The sequence below is a fragment of the Acidovorax sp. DW039 genome, from assembly GCF_037101375.1.
In the GTDB taxonomy this organism is placed as follows: Bacteria; Pseudomonadota; Gammaproteobacteria; order Burkholderiales; family Burkholderiaceae_C; genus Acidovorax.
The window spans coordinates 2,831,731-2,849,083 of the sequence record NZ_AP029019.1 but is presented as its reverse complement, the minus strand read 5'-3'; the positions used below and the strand labels follow the sequence as shown (position 1 = coordinate 2,849,083).

Below are 17,353 nucleotides of genomic sequence, written 5' to 3'. Positions count from 1 at the left end.
GTCAAATGGATCAACAGGTGGCTGAGCAGCGTGGCTGGGCTGGAGGCAACAGGGCCTTCACCCAACCAGGTCGTGCATCAGCCCCCTTTGACGTCCAGCACGATCTCGGTGAAGGAGGGCTGGTCGTCGGGTGTTTCGCGGGCTTCTTTTTGTGCCTTGGCTGCATTGGCTGCCAGGGCGAAGTCGTTTTGCAGACGCCACATCAGGTTGGTTGGCGAGTCGGCGTAGGCCATGCCTTCCTTGCGGTCGATCTTCTTTTCCATGATCAGGTGGGCCAGCGCTTCCTCGAAGGTCTGCGAGCCCTCGGCCATGGACTTCTCCATGGCTTCACGCACGCCAGAGAAGTCGCCTTTTTCCACCAGATCGGATACCAGCTTGGTGTTGAGCATGACCTCGACAGCGGGCACGCGCCCGCCATCCAGCGTGCGCACCAGGCGCTGGGAGATGATGGCCTTGAGCGCCGATGCCAGGTCGCCCAGCATGGTGGGGCGCACTTCTACCGGGTAGAAGCTGAGGATACGGTTCAGGGCCTGGTAGCTGTTGTTGCCGTGCAGGGTGGCCAGGCACAGGTGGCCCGACTGGGCGTAGGCAATTGCGGCAGACATGGTCTCGCGATCCCGGATTTCGCCAATCAGGATCACATCCGGGGCCTGGCGCAGCGCGTTCTTCAGCGCTGTCTGCAGCGACTGGGTGTCACTGCCAATCTCGCGCTGGTTCACGATCGACTTCTTGTTGCGGAACTGGTATTCCACCGGGTCTTCGATGGTGAGAATGTGGCCCGACATCGCGTTGTTGCGGGTGTCGATCATGGAGGCCAGCGTGGTGCTCTTGCCTGAACCAGTGGCGCCCACCACCAGAATCAGTCCCCGCTTTTCCATGATCAGGTCCTTGAGCACGGGGGGCAGGTTCAGCGTCTCAAACTCTGGAATCTGCTGCGAGATGAAGCGGATGACGACCGCATAGCTTCCCCGCTGGCGCATTGCGCTGACACGGAAACGCCCCACGCCGCTCAGTGGCACCCCCATGTTCAGCTCGCCCGTCTCTTCCAGCTCCTCGATACGGTCCGGGGGAACGATTTCTGACAGCAGGTTGCGTGGCGCGTCTGCCGGAAGAATCTGGTTGTTGATGGGGATGCACTCCCCGTTGATCTTAATCAGCGCCGGTGCGTTGGCAGACAGGTAGACGTCTGATGCCTTTTTCTCGCTCATCAGGCGAAGAATCCGCTCCATCGTACTCATGGTGTTTCCCTCTCGTTATCGGTCGGCCAACAGCCTCGGCGTGCCTGTTTTCAGGTGCTATGGGTGATCAGTTCATCAACGGGTTCAGATCAACATTGCCACGCGGCTTGCGCCATCAGTCGCGCAGCAGGTCGTTGATGCTGGTCTTGGAACGTGTCTGTGCATCCACCTGCTTGACGATGATCGCGGCGTACATGCTGTAAGGTGCGCCGTTGGCCGCCGTCTTGGGCAGGTTGCCGCTGACCACCACGGAGCCGGCAGGCACGCGGCCGTAGCTGATTTCGCCGGTGGCGCGGTTGAAGATGGGGGTGCTTTGGCCCAGGTACACGCCCATGCCCAGCACCGAGTTTTCTTCCACCACCACGCCTTCGACGACTTCGGAGCGTGCGCCGATGAAGCAGTTGTCTTCAATGATGGTGGGGCCGGCCTGCAGGGGCTCCAGCACGCCGCCAATGCCCACGCCGCCAGACAGGTGCACGCCTGCGCCAATCTGTGCGCAAGAGCCCACGGTGGCCCAGGTGTCCACCATGGTGCCTTCGCCCACGTAGGCGCCGATGTTCACGTAAGAGGGCATCAGGATGGCACCCTTGGCGATGTAGCTGCCGCGGCGCGCCACGGCAGGGGGCACCACGCGCACGCCGGTGGCCTTGAGTTCGTCTGCGCTCAGGTGCGCAAACTTGGTCTGTACCTTGTCATAGAAGGTCAGGTCGCCCGACTGGATGACTTCGTTGTCCTTGAGGCGGAAGGACAGCAGCACGGCCTTCTTGACCCACTGGTGTACGGTCCACTGGCCCACAGCCTCGCGGGTCGCCACGCGCAGGCTGCCGTTGTTCAGTTCAGCAATCACCTGTTCCACCGCATCTGCAACTTCCTTGGGGGCCGAAGCAGGGGAGAGGCTGGCACGGTTCTCCCATGCGGTTTCGATGATGTTTTGCAGTTGTTGGCTCATGGTGTTCAAGCAGTACGGGATTGGATGAATTGGACGATGCGCAGTGCGGCTTCCACGCATTCTTCGGTGTCGGCCACGAGGGCCATGCGCACGCGCTGCGCACCGGGGTTGCTGCCCTGGGCCTCGCGGGCCAGGTAGCTGCCGGGCAGCACGGTGACATTGTATTGAGCCAGCAGGGCCTTCGCGAATTCGGCGTCGGTCATGCCCAGGGCATCGGGAACCTTGGCCCACAGGTAAAAACTGGCGTCTGGCAGGGCCAGTTCCATCACACCGGCCAGCAAAGGGGTGACCTGTGCAAACTTTTTGCGATACAGCGCACGGTTCTGGATGACGTGTTCCTCATCGGCCCAGGCCGCAATGCTCGCCTCCTGAACAATGGGGCTCATGGCGCTGCCGTGGTAGGTGCGATACAGCAGGAAGCTCTTGATGAGGGCTGCATCGCCCGCCACGAAGCCGCTGCGCAGCCCCGGCACGTTGCTGCGCTTGGACAGGCTGGTGAAGGAAATCAGGTTCCTGAAATCATGCCGTCCCAGTTTTTTGGCAGCCTCCAGGCCACCCAGCGGAGGCTCATCGCGGAAGTAGATCTCGCTGTAGCACTCATCGGATGCGATGACGAAACCATAGCGGTCGCTGAGGGCAAACAGCTTGTGCCATTCATTGAGCGGCATCACCGCGCCTGTCGGGTTACCGGGGGAGCACACAAAAATCAGCTGGGTGCGCTTCCAGACCTCCAAGGGCACGCTGTCCCAGTCCACCGCAAAGTTGCGCGCCGGGTCACTGGGCGCGTAGTAGGGCGTGGCCCCGGCCAGCAATGCTGCGCCTTCGTAGATTTGATAGAACGGGTTGGGGCACACCACGACGGGGTCAGGTTGTGCCGCATCGATCACTGTTTGGGCGAAAGCGAACAAGGCTTCGCGCGAGCCATTGATCGGCAGTACCTGAGTGACGGGGTCCAGCTGCAACTGGTAGCGACGCGCGATCCAGTCCGTAAAGGCCGTGCGCAGGCGAATGTCCCCAGCCGTAGCAGGGTAGCTGGCGAGTCCCTCCAGATTGTTGCAAAGTGTGTCTTTGATGAATTGCGGTGTCGGGTGACGAGGCTCTCCCATGCCCAGACTGATCGCAGAGTACTGGGCGGGGGGCGTGACATCGGCAAAGAGCTGCTTTAACCGCTCAAAGGGGTAAGGCTGCAGGAGAGAGAGCAGGGAATTCATGGGGTTGCATTATGGTGGATGCATGCACCATGGCTTCGGCTGCAAGGGTGAGCAGATCGGACATTCTGAACCTATCGTTAACCCGAAGCGTTGCCGATTCGTCAACCCGACGTAAGAGCGACTTCCTAGCATGGGTCAGAGACAAATAGAACAGGAGACAAGATGGCAAAGTTTTCTCTGTGGGAAGTGGGCCCAAGGTGCATGCGGCAGATGCGTCTTGCCAGCAAACTTCTGTGCTGCACTGGGCCCGCATTACTGGCTGTTGCCTTGTGTGCTTTTTCGGCACCCGTCTGGCTCGTTGCCCTGGTTGTGACGCTGTTTCTCTACATGCAGTGGGCACTGTGGGGCAGCCTGGCACAAGACCTGAATGTGCTGTCAGGCTCCATGCTCAAGACGACGCAGGGCGATCTCACCGTGCAAGCCCGCTTGCGGGGCCGTGATGAATTGTCTGAAATGGCTGTCGCTTTGGACCACATGGTTTACAAGCTGTCGGCCATGGTGGCTGACATTCGCAGCAACGCTGCCTTGGTGGCCCATGCGGGCGAGAGTCTGGCACAGGGCAACAGAGCTTTATCCGACCGTACGGAACAGCAGGCGGCCAATCTGGAGCAAACCGCAGCCAGCGTGGAAGAGCTTTCGTCGACCGTGCAAAACAATGCGCAGACCGCATTGGCGGCAGACCAGCGGGCGGGGGCTGTACGCCAGGCTGCAGACAGCGGTGCCCATGCAATGGCCAAGGCTGTGGATTCTGTGCAGGCAATTCAGCAGGGTGCGCGCCGTATGAGCGAAATCATCGGGGTGATTGACGGCATCGCGTTTCAAACCAACATCCTGGCCCTGAATGCAGCCGTGGAAGCTGCCCGGGCTGGTGAGCAAGGGCGCGGATTTGCAGTCGTGGCTTCTGAGGTCCGGATGCTTGCCCAGCGTTCCAGCGAGGCTGCACGGGAGATCAGGGACCTGATCCAGACTTCTGTGGAGCAAGTGGAGTCCAGTGCCGAGCTGATCCGTTCTGCAGGGGAAGGGATTTCGGCCATGGCGAGCGGAATTCACAGCGTGGCTGCCAGCATGAGCGAGATATCCAGCTCCAGCCACGAACAAAGCACAGGCCTCAAGGAAATCAGCGGCGCCGTGCAACAGCTGGACCAGATTACCCAGGACAACGCCCAGATGGTGGGCTTGGCCGTGCAGCAGGCTGAGGCCCTGGAGCACCGCGCCAGCACGCTGAACCAGGCCGTAGCAGCATTCCGCCTTCAGCAAGGTACGGCACATGAGGCGGTCGAACTGGTTCGCAAGGCGGTGGCCCTACGCCGCGCAAGTGGCGGCGGTGACACGTTCCTACGCCGCATTACCGATCCTTCCAGCGGTTTCCACGACCGTGACATGTATGTCTTTGTGCTGGACGAGAATGGCCGTTACCTGGCCTTCGGCGGCAACCCCGCAAAGGTGGGTACGCGGGTGCAGGATATTCCGGGCATTGCGGGAGACAAGCTGGTGCGCGATATCGTGAACCAGGCCCGTCACGGCCCCGGCTGGGTGGAGTACGACATCACCAACCCCGCAACCGGCGTGGTACAGACCAAGATGTCATTCGTCCATGAAATCGACGGCTGGTTTGTTGGTTGCGGTGTCTATAAAGCGCTCGCAGCCCGCTGACGTATTCAGGTTGTGCGTTTGCCATGCCAGAGGTGCGCACACTGATGGCGGAGTCAAGTTTGCTACTTCATTGATAGCTGTTTGCGCACGTATGTAAAGGGATTACGGTGCCTTTGGTGTGGAACCATCCGTTCTGAGGGCCAGTCCATTCCAGAACTCAACCACGCTGGTACCTGCGCCACTCCTCAGGCGCTTGCCATGCCTGGCTCCACTGGATGAAATCCCGCAGCGGCATGGGGCGCCCGATGGCAAAGCCCTGGGCTTGTGTGCACCCCAGCTGCATGAGCATCTGCCCTTGCTCCAGGGTTTCGACTCCCTCAGCAATGACGCGGTAACCAAAGGAGCGGGCCAGTCCTATCACGCCCTGCACGATGGCAAGGTCGCCAGGGTCGTGCATCATGCCGTGCACAAAACTCTGGTCGATCTTGAGCGTGTCCATGGGCAGCCGGCGCAGATAGGTCAAAGATGAATACCCCGTCCCGAAATCATCGAGCGATACGCTCACGCCCAATGCGCGCAGCGCCTGCAGCGTCGTCGTAACCGCATGCAGGTCATACAGAGCTGCGCTCTCGGTGATTTCAATTTCTACAAGGTGACCGGAGACCTGGGGGTGCCGGGTGAGGACCTGCTGCATCCACTCGGCAAAGCCTTCCTGCTGCAGATGCTGCGCCCCCACGTTGACGCTGACGGGCAGCGGGGTCTGGAGCGCCTGCAATTGCTCCAGTGTCGTAAAGGCTGCCTCCATGACCCACTGACCAAACACCACATGCAGCTCGGTGCCCTCGATCAGCGGGAGGAAATCTCCCGGAGTGAGCAGACCTCTTTCGGGATGCTGCCAGCGCACCAAAGCTTCCGCGCCCACAAGTGCGCCGGTCCGCATGTCCACCTTTGGCTGGAGGTACAGGGTGAACTGTGCTTCGTCCAACGCGTTTCGCAGGTGCTTGGCTTGTTCGCGCAGCAGTTGCAGTGCCCGGTCTTGTACCGCATCGAACATGTGAAACCGGTTGCGCCCCGCCTGCTTGGCGGCGTACATGGCCTGGTCTGCGTGGCGAAGCAATGCATCAGCGTCGGCGTCGTCCGAAGGATAAAGCGTGTACCCAATGCTGGCTGTGACCACCACCCGCTCGGAATCCAGCGGATAAGGTGAGGCCACGCTGTCCATCACGCGGTGCAGGCGTCCTTCGCATTCAGCCGGGGATTCCAGGTCTGGGAGGAGGATGACGAACTCGTCGCCACCCAGGCGCGCAACGCAGTCCTGGGGCCGTAAAGCGCGGGAGAGTCGCCCCGCTACGGCCATCAGCAAGCGGTCGCCCGCGCCATGCCCAAAACGGTCGTTGACGGGTTTGAATCCATCCAGGTCCAGGTAAGCGACGCCCAGCAGCTTTTGGTTGGCGCTTGCAAGTGCCATGGCTTCCTGCAGTTTGCGCGCCAGAAGCACGCGGTTGGGCAAGCCTGTCAGCGCGTCGTAGTGGGCGAGTTTTTGCAGCAGCACTTCCTGTTCGCGCTGCGGTGTGACGTCAATGGCCACGCCCAGCATGCGCTGCGGAATCCCGCGCGCATCAAAGCTGACGATCTTGCCCAGATTGCGAACCCAGCGTGGAGAGCTGCCATTGCCCTTCATGCGCCAAGTTGCGTCAAACGGGGTGGCATGGTGGCTGGCGTGCCGTGCGATTTCGGCAGTGATGCGGTCCACGTCGTCCGCACTGACTGTCTGGGTCCATTCAATGGGCTGCGCGTTGCTTTGCGCATCTGGTGCTGCGGCAGGTGCATCTCCCACAGGGCCGCGCAGTGCGCGCCAGCGGCTGTCCCCGGTGATGGTGCCCGTCTTCAAATCCCAGTCCCACAGGCCCAGCGATGCCGCCGAGATCGTGAGCGACAGCAGTTCCTCGCGCTCCCGTATCTTTTCCTCGTTGCGTTTGCGGTCGGTGATGTCCTGCACAGAGAACATCCAGCAAGGCTCACCGTCGAAGTCCGTCATGCGCATGGACTGCAGCACGGTGCGCGGTGGGCTGTTGCGGGGGTAGATGGTGACTTCGTAGCTGTTGAGCTGGCCCGTGGGTTCGGCTGCGCGGATGAGGTTGGCGCGGTCCTCTGCCTTGAAGATACCCATCTCCACAGAGTTGCGCCCCAGCATCTCACTGCGAGAAATGCCAATCATCTCTTCCCACGCAGGGTTGATTTCCATGTACTGCCCATCACGGCAACGGGACAGGCCCATGGGGAAGGGCATGAGCTGGAAGATGCGAGAAAAGCGTTCTTCCGACTGCTTCAACCGCAGGCGCGCCCTGTATGCCTCGTCAATGTCCTGCATCACGCCCCGCACGCGGGTGACCTGCCCGTTCTCCAGCACAGGCTCGGCGCGTGATCGTACCCACAGCCTCCGGCCGTCTGCGCGGACGATCTCTACCTCCATGCTCCACTCCTGCTGGTGGTAAATGGTGGAGCGGAATTTTTCCAACACCTCTTCGCGGTACTCCTCTGCCACGTAGCGCTGTATGTAGTCGTGCGTTGGCAACGGGCTGCCCAGGGCGAGGCCATGTATCTCAAAGCACATGTCTGACCAGTACACCAGCCCGCGATCCACATCGTGTTCCCAGGCGCCCAGGCGGGCGAGACGTCCTGCCTGTTGCAGCAGGCTGTTGCGCGCCTTGAGCTCGTCGCTGGTGCGTTCGGCCTCGGTCATGTCGTGAAAGACGAACACCATGCCTTGCTGCCCGTCCATTTGCACGGGGCGGGCTGACATGAGGCCAGATACCATCGCGCCGTCATGCCGCCGCGCCAGCATGGGCAACTGGTGGGCCTGACCATCACGCAGCACGGTGTTGAGCAGGCGCGCATGCTCGCCTGGGCGAGCCCACAGGTGCAGCTCCTCCGCCGTCCGGCCCAGGATCTGATCGCGTGGTAATCCCACCAGCTCGCAGAATGCCGGATTGGCTTCCAGCATCCGCCCATCCCTCATGGCGGTAATGCCTGCGGGGTCGGGCAGGGTGAGGTAGATGGTGCTGGACTTGGCCTCTGAGGCGCGAAGCGCGTCCTCTACATCGTGGTGTGCGGTGATGTCCACATCCATGCCAGCCAGGCGCACCGGGCGGCCTTCAGCGTCTCGCTCGGCCACGGTGCCGCGAGACATGATCCAGCGCCATTCGCCCGCAGTGTTCTTCACGCGGAATTCCGCTTCGTAAGACTCTTCCAGCCCATTCATGGCACGGGCGAGGTAGGCCGCGGTGCGCTCTACATCCGCAGGGTGGCGTTTTCCGTACCAGAGTTGCCACAGGTCAGGCGCATGAACATTGTCAATACCGAAGGCCTGATAGAACTGGCCTTCACAGTGGAACTTCCTCGATCGGACATCCCATTCCCAGCGGCCACCGTTGAGTGACTCCATCGCCAGCCGGAGTTGCTCTTCGCGTTCGGCCAGGGCGTTGTGGGCGTTGCGTAGCGCCCGCGCGGCTTGCGCTCTGGCAGCGATCAGGTGTCTGCCTGTGCCCAGCAGCACGATGCCTCCCCCGTGATGCCATGGCATGAGCGAGAAAGCGTGCAGCGCATCCTCGGGCAGGGGCCATTCTCCGGTCAGCACCATGCAGGCGTAAGTCAAGACGGGTAGCAAAACAGCCACTGCCGACATGGCAAGCCACGGCACCACAGCCCCCTGCGCACGCCTGGCGTGCCATCGTCCGGCAGCACCCAGCAGCCACGCGGCAGCGAGCACGCTGGCCACTGCTGCCCAGGGGGCCTCCGGAATCCATAGCTGGGCGATCAGTGCAATAGCGGCCGTGAGCGTGGCCGCTACCGGCCCGAAATAAAGGCCGAGAAATGCGGTAGCGGTGGGATGCACCACCACCCCCAGATTGGGCTCACTCGCGCGGAGGGTGACAAGCAACAATGCGGAAACAAAGCCGCCCACCACACCAGCAATGACCTGGCTGCGAAGAGAGGGGTGCAAGACCTGCTCTGGCTCCAGCCACACGAGGGTGACGACGATCAATGCCAGCAAGCCACCGGCGAGGAGTAGCAGGGCTGTCATGCCGCGAGCGCGCCGCTTCGGAACAGGGGGATACTGCGCGGTTCAGGGTGGGGGCCATCGGCAAAGTAGGCACCTGGCTCTGCGGGTTGAATGCCGCCAAAAGAGGCCGCAGGTCCTGATGCCCTCAGGAGTGCCGTCGTGTCTTTTTGTGCTGAAAGGCCTGTTCCCACCATGCCCCGAGTTTAGGCGGGTTCAATGCCTTTGGGATGTGTGCCGGGCCCTCTGAAATGCCCGGTTGACAATTCACTGCTCGCCTCGGGTCTGGCTCCAGAGCCTCAGATAGAGGGCTCAGCGAATAACGGGGCTGAACGCGGTAGGTCCGCCATACTGACCGTAAGCGTTCCTTCCAGCCTGAGCAGTGCCGCCTTGCGCTCCAGCCCGCCTGCATAGCCGGTGAGATCTCCACGAGCACCCAACACGCGGTGGCAGGGCACCAACACGCTGACCGGGTTGCGCCCCACTGCGGCGGCGACGGCCCGCACGGCGCTCGGGGTGCCCAGCCGCTCGCTCAGTGCGCCGTAGCTCGTCGTGGTGCCAAAGGGCAGGTCTAGCAGGGCTTGCCACACAGACTGCTGGAACGCACTGCCGCTCGATAAGTCCAGTGGCACATCGAACACTTGGCGTTGTCCTGCCAGGTACTCCTTGAATTGCCGAGCGGCTAGCTGCAGCACCGGATGGTCATCTGCGTGTTGCCAAGAGGGGCCGATGGCGAGCTGCGCGGGAAGGTGTTTTTGTCCCGCAAACCACAGGCCTGCAAGGCCCTGAGGACTGGCTGCCAGCCATACCGGGCCCTGCGATGTTTCTATGCATGTCTGGAGCAGGATAGATGGAAATTTCATATTGAAAACCTTGCTAAGAGCAATCAGTAAAAGCGCAGAAAGCTATATTTTTGATAGCGGTTTCTGCCCCTCGGGGGAGTGCTTCATATTGTTGTGGGACGTCTCCAGGCTGGCCCAGGCCCGCATCACGGCATAACTGCGCCAGGGCTGCCAGCGCATGGAGGTCTGGGTTGCCGCCTGCGCGGGGTTCTTTTGCCCTTGCACCCCCAGTGCCTTGTGCAGGGCCACATCTCCTGCGACGAAGGCGTCAGGCCAGCGCAGCACGCGCATGGCGATGTACTGGGCAGTCCAGTCGCCAATGCCAGGCAGGGCGCATAGCGCGCGCACGGTGGTGTGCACATCCGCGGTGCTGTCGAGTGTGAGCTGCTGGCTGTCCACCGCCTGGGCCAGAGCCACGATGGCGGCCTGCCGTTGACGAACAATGCCCAGCTGTCCCAGCGCTTCTCCCTCAGCCCTGGCCAACACCTCTGCGGTCGGGAACAGGCGGGTGAGCTGGGGCCACGGGGTCTCCATGGGCTCACCGAAGTGCTCGACCAAACGTTGCCCCAGGGTGCGGGCCGCTGCCACCGTGATTTGCTGACCCAGCACTGCGCGTACCGCCAGTTCCAGACCTTCCCAAGCCCCCGGGACCCGAAGGCCATCTGACGCAGGAAAGTCTGCATGAAGCAGGGTATTGATGGGGCCGGGGTCTGCATCCAGGTCCAGCATCGCGCGCACCCTGCGAATGACGGCAGGCAGCACGGGGTACAACGTGTCGCTTGTCTGCAAAAGGACCTGGTGGCGCTCCAGATCAAACCGCGCGTCTATCCATCCCGTGATCGGCGCCGCAGCAGCATGGGCCACCGTCCAGCGGACGGTGCGGCGAATGCCGGGCATGGCGGCCTCCGGCGCGGCCCATTCCACACCGTGGAACTGGCGTTTGGCAAAAAAGGCCAACAGGCTTTGGGCGTCCAGCGGGGGGCGGTAGGCCAATCTGAGCGTACCTGTTGCCCCTTCCCCCGAGGGGGCTCCAGTGCGTCGCAACGCAGTGGGGCTCAGACCGTAGTGCTGGGCAAAGGCTGCGTTGAAGCGGCGCACACTGCCGAAACCGCTGCTCAAGGCAATCTGGGTGACGGGCAGGTGGGTATCCGTCAGCAACTGCTTGGCAGTCAGCAGCCTGCGGGTCTGAAGGTATTGCAGGGGAGACAGCCCCAGCTGTGCCTCAAAGAGTCTGCGCAGGTGCCGGTCGCTGACCCCCAGGCGTTCCGCGAGGTGGCCAGTGCCCTGTGGAGCATCCGGGGCCTCCAGAAGGCGCAGGGCGTGTTGCACCAGGAGCTGGCTGGCGTCTTGCGTAGACCAGTGCAGCCGGGCGGGCGATACCTCGGGCCTGCAGCGCAGGCAGGGCCTGAATCCTGCGCGTTCGGCCTGCGCAGCCAGTTCAAAAAACTGGCAGTTCTCGCGCTTGGGAGTCCGAACACTGCACACGGGCCGGCAGTAAATTCCGGTAGAGGTCACGCCCGTGAAGAAACGCCCATCAAAACGGGCATCCCGGGTCTGCAGGGCCAGGTAGCGCCCTTCGTCCTGTTCAAGCTGTTCAGGCGTGGCCGGAGATGGCTGGCTGGAGGGGTTCATGTCTGGGGATCATAGGCTGCCCCCGCGTTTTGACTGGTCGTTTTCGGACATGTTCCTCCGATACGGCGGCCACAGTATGAGCAGAGGCCCTGTTGAGCAAACGTGTGACAGCACGGTTCGCCTCGCACCTACAATGCGGCGGTCTTTTTGAGGGCATCCTCTTGAAGCGGTTAACACAACCTGTGGCGTCGCTGTTCCGGCCACGGAATGCCTAGCCAAGGTCGCTTCGTGGGGTCGTGTAGCCGTTTTCGAACAGGTCCCCAATGCCTGATTGCGGCAAGCCCGCAGCCCTTGTGTCCACTTTTCCTATTGCTGAAAGGCTCTACGTGCAAGTAACGCCCGCCATCTTCAAAGCCTATGACATCCGTGGCATCGTGCCTTCCACCCTTCATGAATCTGTTGCACTGGGCCTGGGGCGCGCATTTGGCACGGCGGCCCGTGCACAAGGGCAAACGGTGGTGGCCGTGGGGCGCGATGGCCGCTTATCTGGGCCCGCTTTGGCGGGCGCCTTGATTCAGGGGTTGGTGGAGGCGGGCATCGAGGTGATTGATGTCGGCATGGTCACGACACCCATGCTTTACTTTGCAGCACACACGCTGTGCCAGAGTGGCATTCAAGTCACTGGCAGCCACAACCCCAAGGATTACAACGGCTTCAAGATGGTGCTCAACGGCCGCGCCATTTATGGGGAGGAAATCCAGGACCTGCGCCGCACCATGGAGGCAGAGAGCTGGACCCTTGTACCCGGTGGCAAGGTGCGTCAGGCGGACGTGTTGGCGGCTTACCAGGAGCGCATCGTGAGCGATGTGAAGCTGGCCCGCCCGATGAAAGTGGTGGTGGACTGTGGCAATGGCGTGGCTGGTGCCTCGGCCCCGGCCATCTTCCGTGCACTGGGCTGTGATGTGATCGAGCTGTTTTCCGAAGTGGACGGCAATTTCCCCAACCACCACCCTGACCCGAGCAAGCCCGAAAACCTCAAAGACCTGATGGCTGCGCTGCAGAGTACCGACGCAGAGCTGGGGTTGGCTTTTGACGGAGATGGCGATCGCCTGGGCATTGTGACCAAGGACGGCTCCAACATCTTCCCCGACCGTCAGATGATGCTGTTTGCCCAGGATGTGCTCTCGCGGGTGCCTGGTGGCGAAATCGTGTTTGACGTGAAATGCACCCAGCGCCTCGCCCCGGCCATTACGGCCGCCGGAGGGATGCCAGTGATGTTCAAGACCGGCCACTCCCTGATCAAGGCCCGGATGAAGGAAACGCAGTCACCGCTGGGCGGGGAGATGAGCGGCCACATTTTTTTCAAGGAGCGGTGGTTCGGCTTTGATGATGGCACCTATGCAGGGTGCCGCTTGCTGGAAATCCTCAGCCGCAGTGCGGACCCGAGTGGCGTGCTGAACGCGCTGCCCACCAGCCATTCAACGCCCGAACTCAATGTGAGCTGCGCAGAGGGTGAACCCCACCGCCTGACTGCAGAGTTGCAGACCCTGGCGGCTGGTGCTTTTGATGCTGCTGCACAGATCAATACCATCGACGGCCTGCGCGTGGACTGGCCCGATGGTTTTGGCCTGATTCGTGCCAGTAACACCACACCCGTTCTGGTGCTGCGTTTTGAAGGGCATACTCCAGAGGCTTTGCACCGCATCCAGAAAGCCATGTTGGCACTGTTGGAGCGGGTCAAGCCAGGCGCCACCGTAGGCGCGGCCAGCCACTGAGTTGCGGGGAATAGCCCCGCGGCGGGGAGGCGGCCCTTGCTGAACTTCCCCCCAGATTTCGTCCATGCGCTTTTCCCATTCCGATTCACCATTGGTGGTTGCCGCCGCACAAACCTTGCCCGTGGCAGGTGATCTCGCGGCCAACCTGCGCCAGCACTTGGCATTTGTCCAGGCCGCAGCCCTTCATAAGGTGAACTTGCTGTTGTTTCCTGAGCTGTCTCTGATCGGGTATGAACCGGATCACATGGCAAACCACGTGATGGACATGCACGACATGCAGGACGGGCGCCTTGCCCCCTTGCGTGAGGCGGCCACGTACCATGGCATGGCACTGGTGGTGGGGGCCGCTGTTGTGCCAGACGCCCAGGCCTCAGCAGGGCATTTGCTGCCCTCGATTGGCGCGCTGGTGTTTCATCCCTCGGGCCGCACAGAGGTGTATCGCAAGCACCACCTGCATGGCGGAGAAGAGCGCTTTGCCAGTCCAGGGGCCGCGGCGGCGCATATCACCCCGCTGGCAGGCCAGCCCGTGGGGCTGGCAGTGTGTGCAGACATCACCCATGCCGAGCACGCGCAGGCCGCCAGCAACGCAGGTGCCGCGCTGTATGCATGCAGCATGCTCTTGTCTGAGAAGGGCTATGCCCCAGAAAGCGCCATGCTCCAGTCCTATGCGCGTGAACATGACATGGCTGTTTTGATGGCGAATTTTGGTGCTCCTTCAGGGGGCTACCAATGTGCAGGGCGCAGTGCGTTGTGGGCTGAGGGGGGCTCGCTGGTGGTCGCGGCCGAAGGTGTGGGTAGCTGTTTGGTGGTGGGCCGTCGCCAGGCGGGTTCGTGGGTGGGGGCGGTGGTCCCTGTCGAGGTGCCCTCGCCATGAACTGGGCTCGGGCTTTGTACAGCGCAGTCGTTTGGGGGGCGCAACCTTTGCTGAGGCGCAAATTGCGCCGCCGTGCCCGTGCAGAGCCAGGCTATGCAGTGGCCGTTCATGAGCGATTTGGCCGCTACGACCAGCCCATGGACAGTTTGGTGGCGCACAGCAGCGTGGATTTGATGGGGCGGTTTGTCTGGATTCACGCGGTTTCTTTGGGCGAAACCCGAGCGGCAGACATTCTGCTGCGTGAACTGCGCAACGCCATTCCCGGCATGCGCCTGTTGTTGACGCACGGCACCGCCACGGGCCGGGCAGAAGGAGAAAAGCTGCTGCAGCCGGGCGATGTGCAGGTGTGGCTGCCTTGGGACACTCCGGGCGCTGTTCACCGCTTTTTGCAGCAATTCCGCCCTGCCGTCGGGGTGCTGATGGAGACGGAGGTTTGGCCCAACCTGATTGCCGCCTGCCAGGAGCGTCGCATACCGCTGGTGCTGGCCAACGCCCGGTTGAACGAGAAGTCATGGCGCGGTGCGCGCCGCCTTGCACCGCTGGCTTTGCCCGCATACCAGGGTTTGGCCGCAGTGTGGGCGCAGTCGGCCAGCGATGCTCGGCGGCTGGAAGACCTGGGTGCCCCCGTACAGGGCGTGCTGGGCAATCTGAAATTTGATGTTGTGCCCGATGCCACCCTCATGGAGATGGGGCGCGGTTGGCGGGCTGCCTCGCAGCGACCAGTGGTGATGCTGGCCAGCAGCCGCGAAGGGGAAGAAACGCTGTGGCTGGAATACATACGATCAAAAAGGCTGCCAGCGCAGGAACAGCAAGCGCAAGATGCTATAAAAAGTGAAGCAAGCTCGCTCGGCCCTGATGTGCAGTGGCTGATCGTGCCCAGGCACCCGCACCGGTTTGACGAAGTGCAGCAACTGCTGCAGGGCGCAGGGCTCAGCGTGTCGCGCCGCAGCAGCTGGCAACAGGGCTTTCCGGCGGCAGCCGATGTGTGGCTGGGCGATTCGGTAGGCGAGATGGCTGCCTACTACGCCATGGCCGACGTGGTGTTGCTGGGCGGCAGTTTTGCACCGCTGGGCGGGCAGAACCTGATCGAGGCGGCTGCATGCGGTTGCCCCGTGATGGTGGGCCCGCACACTTTCAACTTTGCCGAGGCCACCGATCTGGCATTGGATGCCAAGGCTGCCTGGCGTGCCCCCAATCTTCATGCGGCTGCCGAAAGGGCTTGCACGTTGGCCTTGAAGCCTGCGGAATTGAAAGAGGCCCGTGCTGCCGCACATGCCTTTGCCAAGGCGCACCGTGGGGCGGCTCGCGCTACGGCCCGGCAGATTGCTCACGTATTGGGCTGGACTTTGTCAGCCCTGGATACGGTCCCCGCTGCGTCAGAGCTTCATTGAGCAGAGGTGCTCACGCCCGTTGCCAAGAGGGCATGGGCCTTCTCCAATGCCAGCCGCAAAAGCAGCTGGGCTCGGGCCAGTGGAGTGCCATCCTTGGGGGCCTGCAGGTGCAGCAACAGCGATGGTTCCTGAGGCAAGAAGAGGTTGAACTGGTAATGCGCCTCCAGTGACGTGACCTTCAGATCGGGCACATTCCGGCTTTGGGCGCCTTGATGAAATTGCATGGCTGTGTCGTCCTGAGTCATGCGCTGCGCGTAGGTCAGTAGCGTCACCGGATCGGGCAGGGCGCCTGCGGTCCCGGACCACTGACCCTTGGATAGGTCCAGCCAGCCGCCCCAGCTGCCTTGCGGAAGGATGGCCACCGCATCCTCCAGAGTCTGTTGCAGTACTGCGGTAGCCCCTGTTGCAGTAGAGGCAGAGGCCATGACGGGGGTTGGAACCTGAACCGATATCTCTGGCTTTGGACTGTATTCCTGCAATGTTGCAGGGCGCCATGGAGCCTTGGAGGGAATCTCCTGGGTGTCCGTCGCCAAGTGCAAGGGAGGGATGGGCTGCTGAGGGTGGGCTTCGAGCATTTTTGCAATGGCAGTCCAGATGGGCTCTCCGGAAAGCACCGAAGAAGCCAGCTCGGTCGTTGGTAACCCCGCAGTCGATGCCATGGCCTGAAAGGATGCCGCCAAATCCTCGTCTTTGCCTGAGGTGACAAACAGGAGTCGAGGGCGGGAGTGCAGCATGGCCGGGTGGCTCAGTGCTTGCTCCACCAGGGCAACGTCTTTGCCCGTTGCATTGTTCCGCGTGAGGAAAACAGCCACTTCTACCTTGCTCAACAGGGGATGGGACAAGGTGGAGCCCAGCAGATCCAGACTGATTCCCACCATGCGTACGGCACCCAGCGGGCCTGCGGACACGTCCACATAGTCGATCGGAAACGTGTCTGCATCGCGTCCCGTGCTGGACGCCTTGAGGGTGTGGGGCGTGCCCCGGTAGCGCATGGCGACGTGGCTGAAGATGGGGTTGAACCACAGCAGCGAACTGCTGAATACGGCCACCTGCCGCACCTGCCCCCTTGGTTGGGTGGGCTTCGCGGGTACCTCTGCTGGTGCGCTCGGCATCAGAAAGTAGCGAAACAGGTCGGGCAACGCGGCCATTGCATCCTGGGCAATGAACTTGCGCATATGAGCGAGCCGTTCCTCCATGCCGCTGACAGCATGCGGCCGTGCGACCAGATTGGCACTCCACTGCGCGTATCGTTGTCGGGGCACAGCCAGAGACAGCAGCACGGTGGGGGGCGTGTTGCCCCAGAAACCATTGATGCGATGCACCAGCCCCTGGACCGCCTCACGCTCGCCTTCGACGAGGTGCAGGTAGTAGCCATCAGCCACCGCCAGCAGGCCGGTGAGGTGGTGTTTGCGAGCAAACTCCTGAGAGGTCTCGATCAGGCTGCTGATGGACTGCGAGCGGTCTGAGGCGCCTGTGGTCTGACCGTAGTAGCACACCAGATAGAACGGGTTCTTCTTCATGAAGTCGCGTAGATTGCGTGGCGCCTGGCAGGGGGCGTTGTGTGGGACAAAGCACTTTCACGACGCGCCCGCCTTTGCCGAAACTTTCGCATGTGCTCGTGCGCGCGCTTTCGCTGCCAGTAGTGCATCTTTGCACTGCCGGCAAACTTTGTGATTGTCCGCGTAAAACCCGGCCCGTACTACGCCCCCAACCCAATGGGGGCTGCCGCTGTGGCGTCCATGCCGCGCAAGGCGGGTGACCGCGCAGGGCTGAGGGGCAGCGCCCCTCAGGGCCTCCTTGGAGTACCAACTGGCGCAGCTACCTGATGCATCAAAGGTTCTGCCTCGG

At 62.2% G+C, this 17,353-nt stretch carries 11 protein-coding genes; 4 read left to right on the top strand and 7 right to left on the bottom strand.

The window, feature by feature from the left end; all coding sequences use genetic code 11:
* Nucleotides 1-77: 77 nt before the first annotated feature.
* The 3 genes from AACH87_RS12690 to dapC all read right to left on the bottom strand — a co-directional run bounded on the left by AACH87_RS12690 (nt 78) and on the right by dapC (nt 3,398).
* The gene (locus AACH87_RS12690) at nt 78-1,238 is read right to left on the bottom strand and encodes a PilT/PilU family type 4a pilus ATPase (RefSeq protein WP_338794821.1); all 1,161 of its coding nucleotides are present in this window, start codon (nt 1,236-1,238) and stop codon (nt 78-80) included.
* A gap of 115 nt (nt 1,239-1,353) precedes the next feature.
* A complete protein-coding gene (gene dapD / locus AACH87_RS12685; protein ID WP_338794820.1) occupies nt 1,354-2,187 on the bottom strand; it encodes a 2,3,4,5-tetrahydropyridine-2,6-dicarboxylate N-succinyltransferase in 834 nt (277 codons plus the stop codon).
* A 5-nt stretch (nt 2,188-2,192) separates the two neighbouring features.
* Nucleotides 2,193-3,398: a succinyldiaminopimelate transaminase gene (dapC, locus tag AACH87_RS12680; RefSeq protein WP_338794819.1), complete on the bottom strand. Its 1,206-nt coding sequence runs from the start codon at nt 3,396-3,398 to the stop codon at nt 2,193-2,195.
* A 201-nt stretch (nt 3,399-3,599) separates the two neighbouring features.
* On the opposite strand from dapC, the gene AACH87_RS12675 reads away from it, so the two are divergent.
* Nucleotides 3,600-5,051 carry a methyl-accepting chemotaxis protein gene (locus AACH87_RS12675; protein ID WP_338798943.1) on the top strand — a complete coding sequence of 484 codons (1,452 nt, stop codon included), beginning with the start codon at nt 3,600-3,602 and terminating at the stop codon, nt 5,049-5,051.
* A 157-nt stretch (nt 5,052-5,208) separates the two neighbouring features.
* Here the strand turns inward: AACH87_RS12675 and AACH87_RS12670 are convergent, their stop codons facing one another.
* The 3 genes from AACH87_RS12670 to AACH87_RS12660 all read right to left on the bottom strand — a co-directional run bounded on the left by AACH87_RS12670 (nt 5,209) and on the right by AACH87_RS12660 (nt 11,525).
* Entirely contained in the window at nt 5,209-9,075 is a 3,867-nt protein-coding gene (locus tag AACH87_RS12670; RefSeq protein ID WP_338794818.1) for an EAL domain-containing protein, read from the bottom strand.
* Between the two features lie 275 nt (nt 9,076-9,350).
* Complete coding sequence (locus AACH87_RS12665) at nt 9,351-9,914, bottom strand: methylated-DNA--[protein]-cysteine S-methyltransferase (RefSeq protein WP_338794817.1); 564 nt, start codon at nt 9,912-9,914, stop codon at nt 9,351-9,353.
* Between the two features lie 42 nt (nt 9,915-9,956).
* Nucleotides 9,957-11,525, bottom strand: coding sequence for an Ada metal-binding domain-containing protein (locus AACH87_RS12660; RefSeq protein WP_338794816.1), 1,569 nt, complete (start codon nt 11,523-11,525; stop codon nt 9,957-9,959).
* Nucleotides 11,526-11,851: 326 nt separating this feature from the next.
* On the opposite strand from AACH87_RS12660, the gene AACH87_RS12655 reads away from it, so the two are divergent.
* The 3 genes from AACH87_RS12655 (at nt 11,852) to AACH87_RS12645 (ending at nt 15,505) form a co-directional block, all read left to right on the top strand.
* Complete coding sequence (locus tag AACH87_RS12655) at nt 11,852-13,240, top strand: phosphomannomutase/phosphoglucomutase (RefSeq protein WP_338798942.1); 1,389 nt, start codon at nt 11,852-11,854, stop codon at nt 13,238-13,240.
* 64 nt (nt 13,241-13,304) lie between these two features.
* Nucleotides 13,305-14,114 carry a carbon-nitrogen hydrolase family protein gene (locus tag AACH87_RS12650; RefSeq protein ID WP_338794815.1) on the top strand — a complete coding sequence of 270 codons (810 nt, stop codon included), beginning with the start codon at nt 13,305-13,307 and terminating at the stop codon, nt 14,112-14,114.
* The gene (locus tag AACH87_RS12645; RefSeq protein WP_338794814.1) at nt 14,111-15,505 is read left to right on the top strand and encodes a 3-deoxy-D-manno-octulosonic acid transferase; all 1,395 of its coding nucleotides are present in this window, start codon (nt 14,111-14,113) and stop codon (nt 15,503-15,505) included. The genes AACH87_RS12650 and AACH87_RS12645 overlap by 4 nt, the downstream gene beginning before the upstream one ends.
* On the opposite strand, the gene AACH87_RS12640 is transcribed toward AACH87_RS12645, so the two are convergent.
* Nucleotides 15,499-17,025, bottom strand: a complete 1,527-nt coding sequence (locus tag AACH87_RS12640) for a BLUF domain-containing protein (RefSeq protein ID WP_338794813.1) — start codon at nt 17,023-17,025, stop codon at nt 15,499-15,501. The genes AACH87_RS12645 and AACH87_RS12640 overlap by 7 nt on opposite strands.
* Nucleotides 17,026-17,353: the final 328 nt, after the last annotated feature.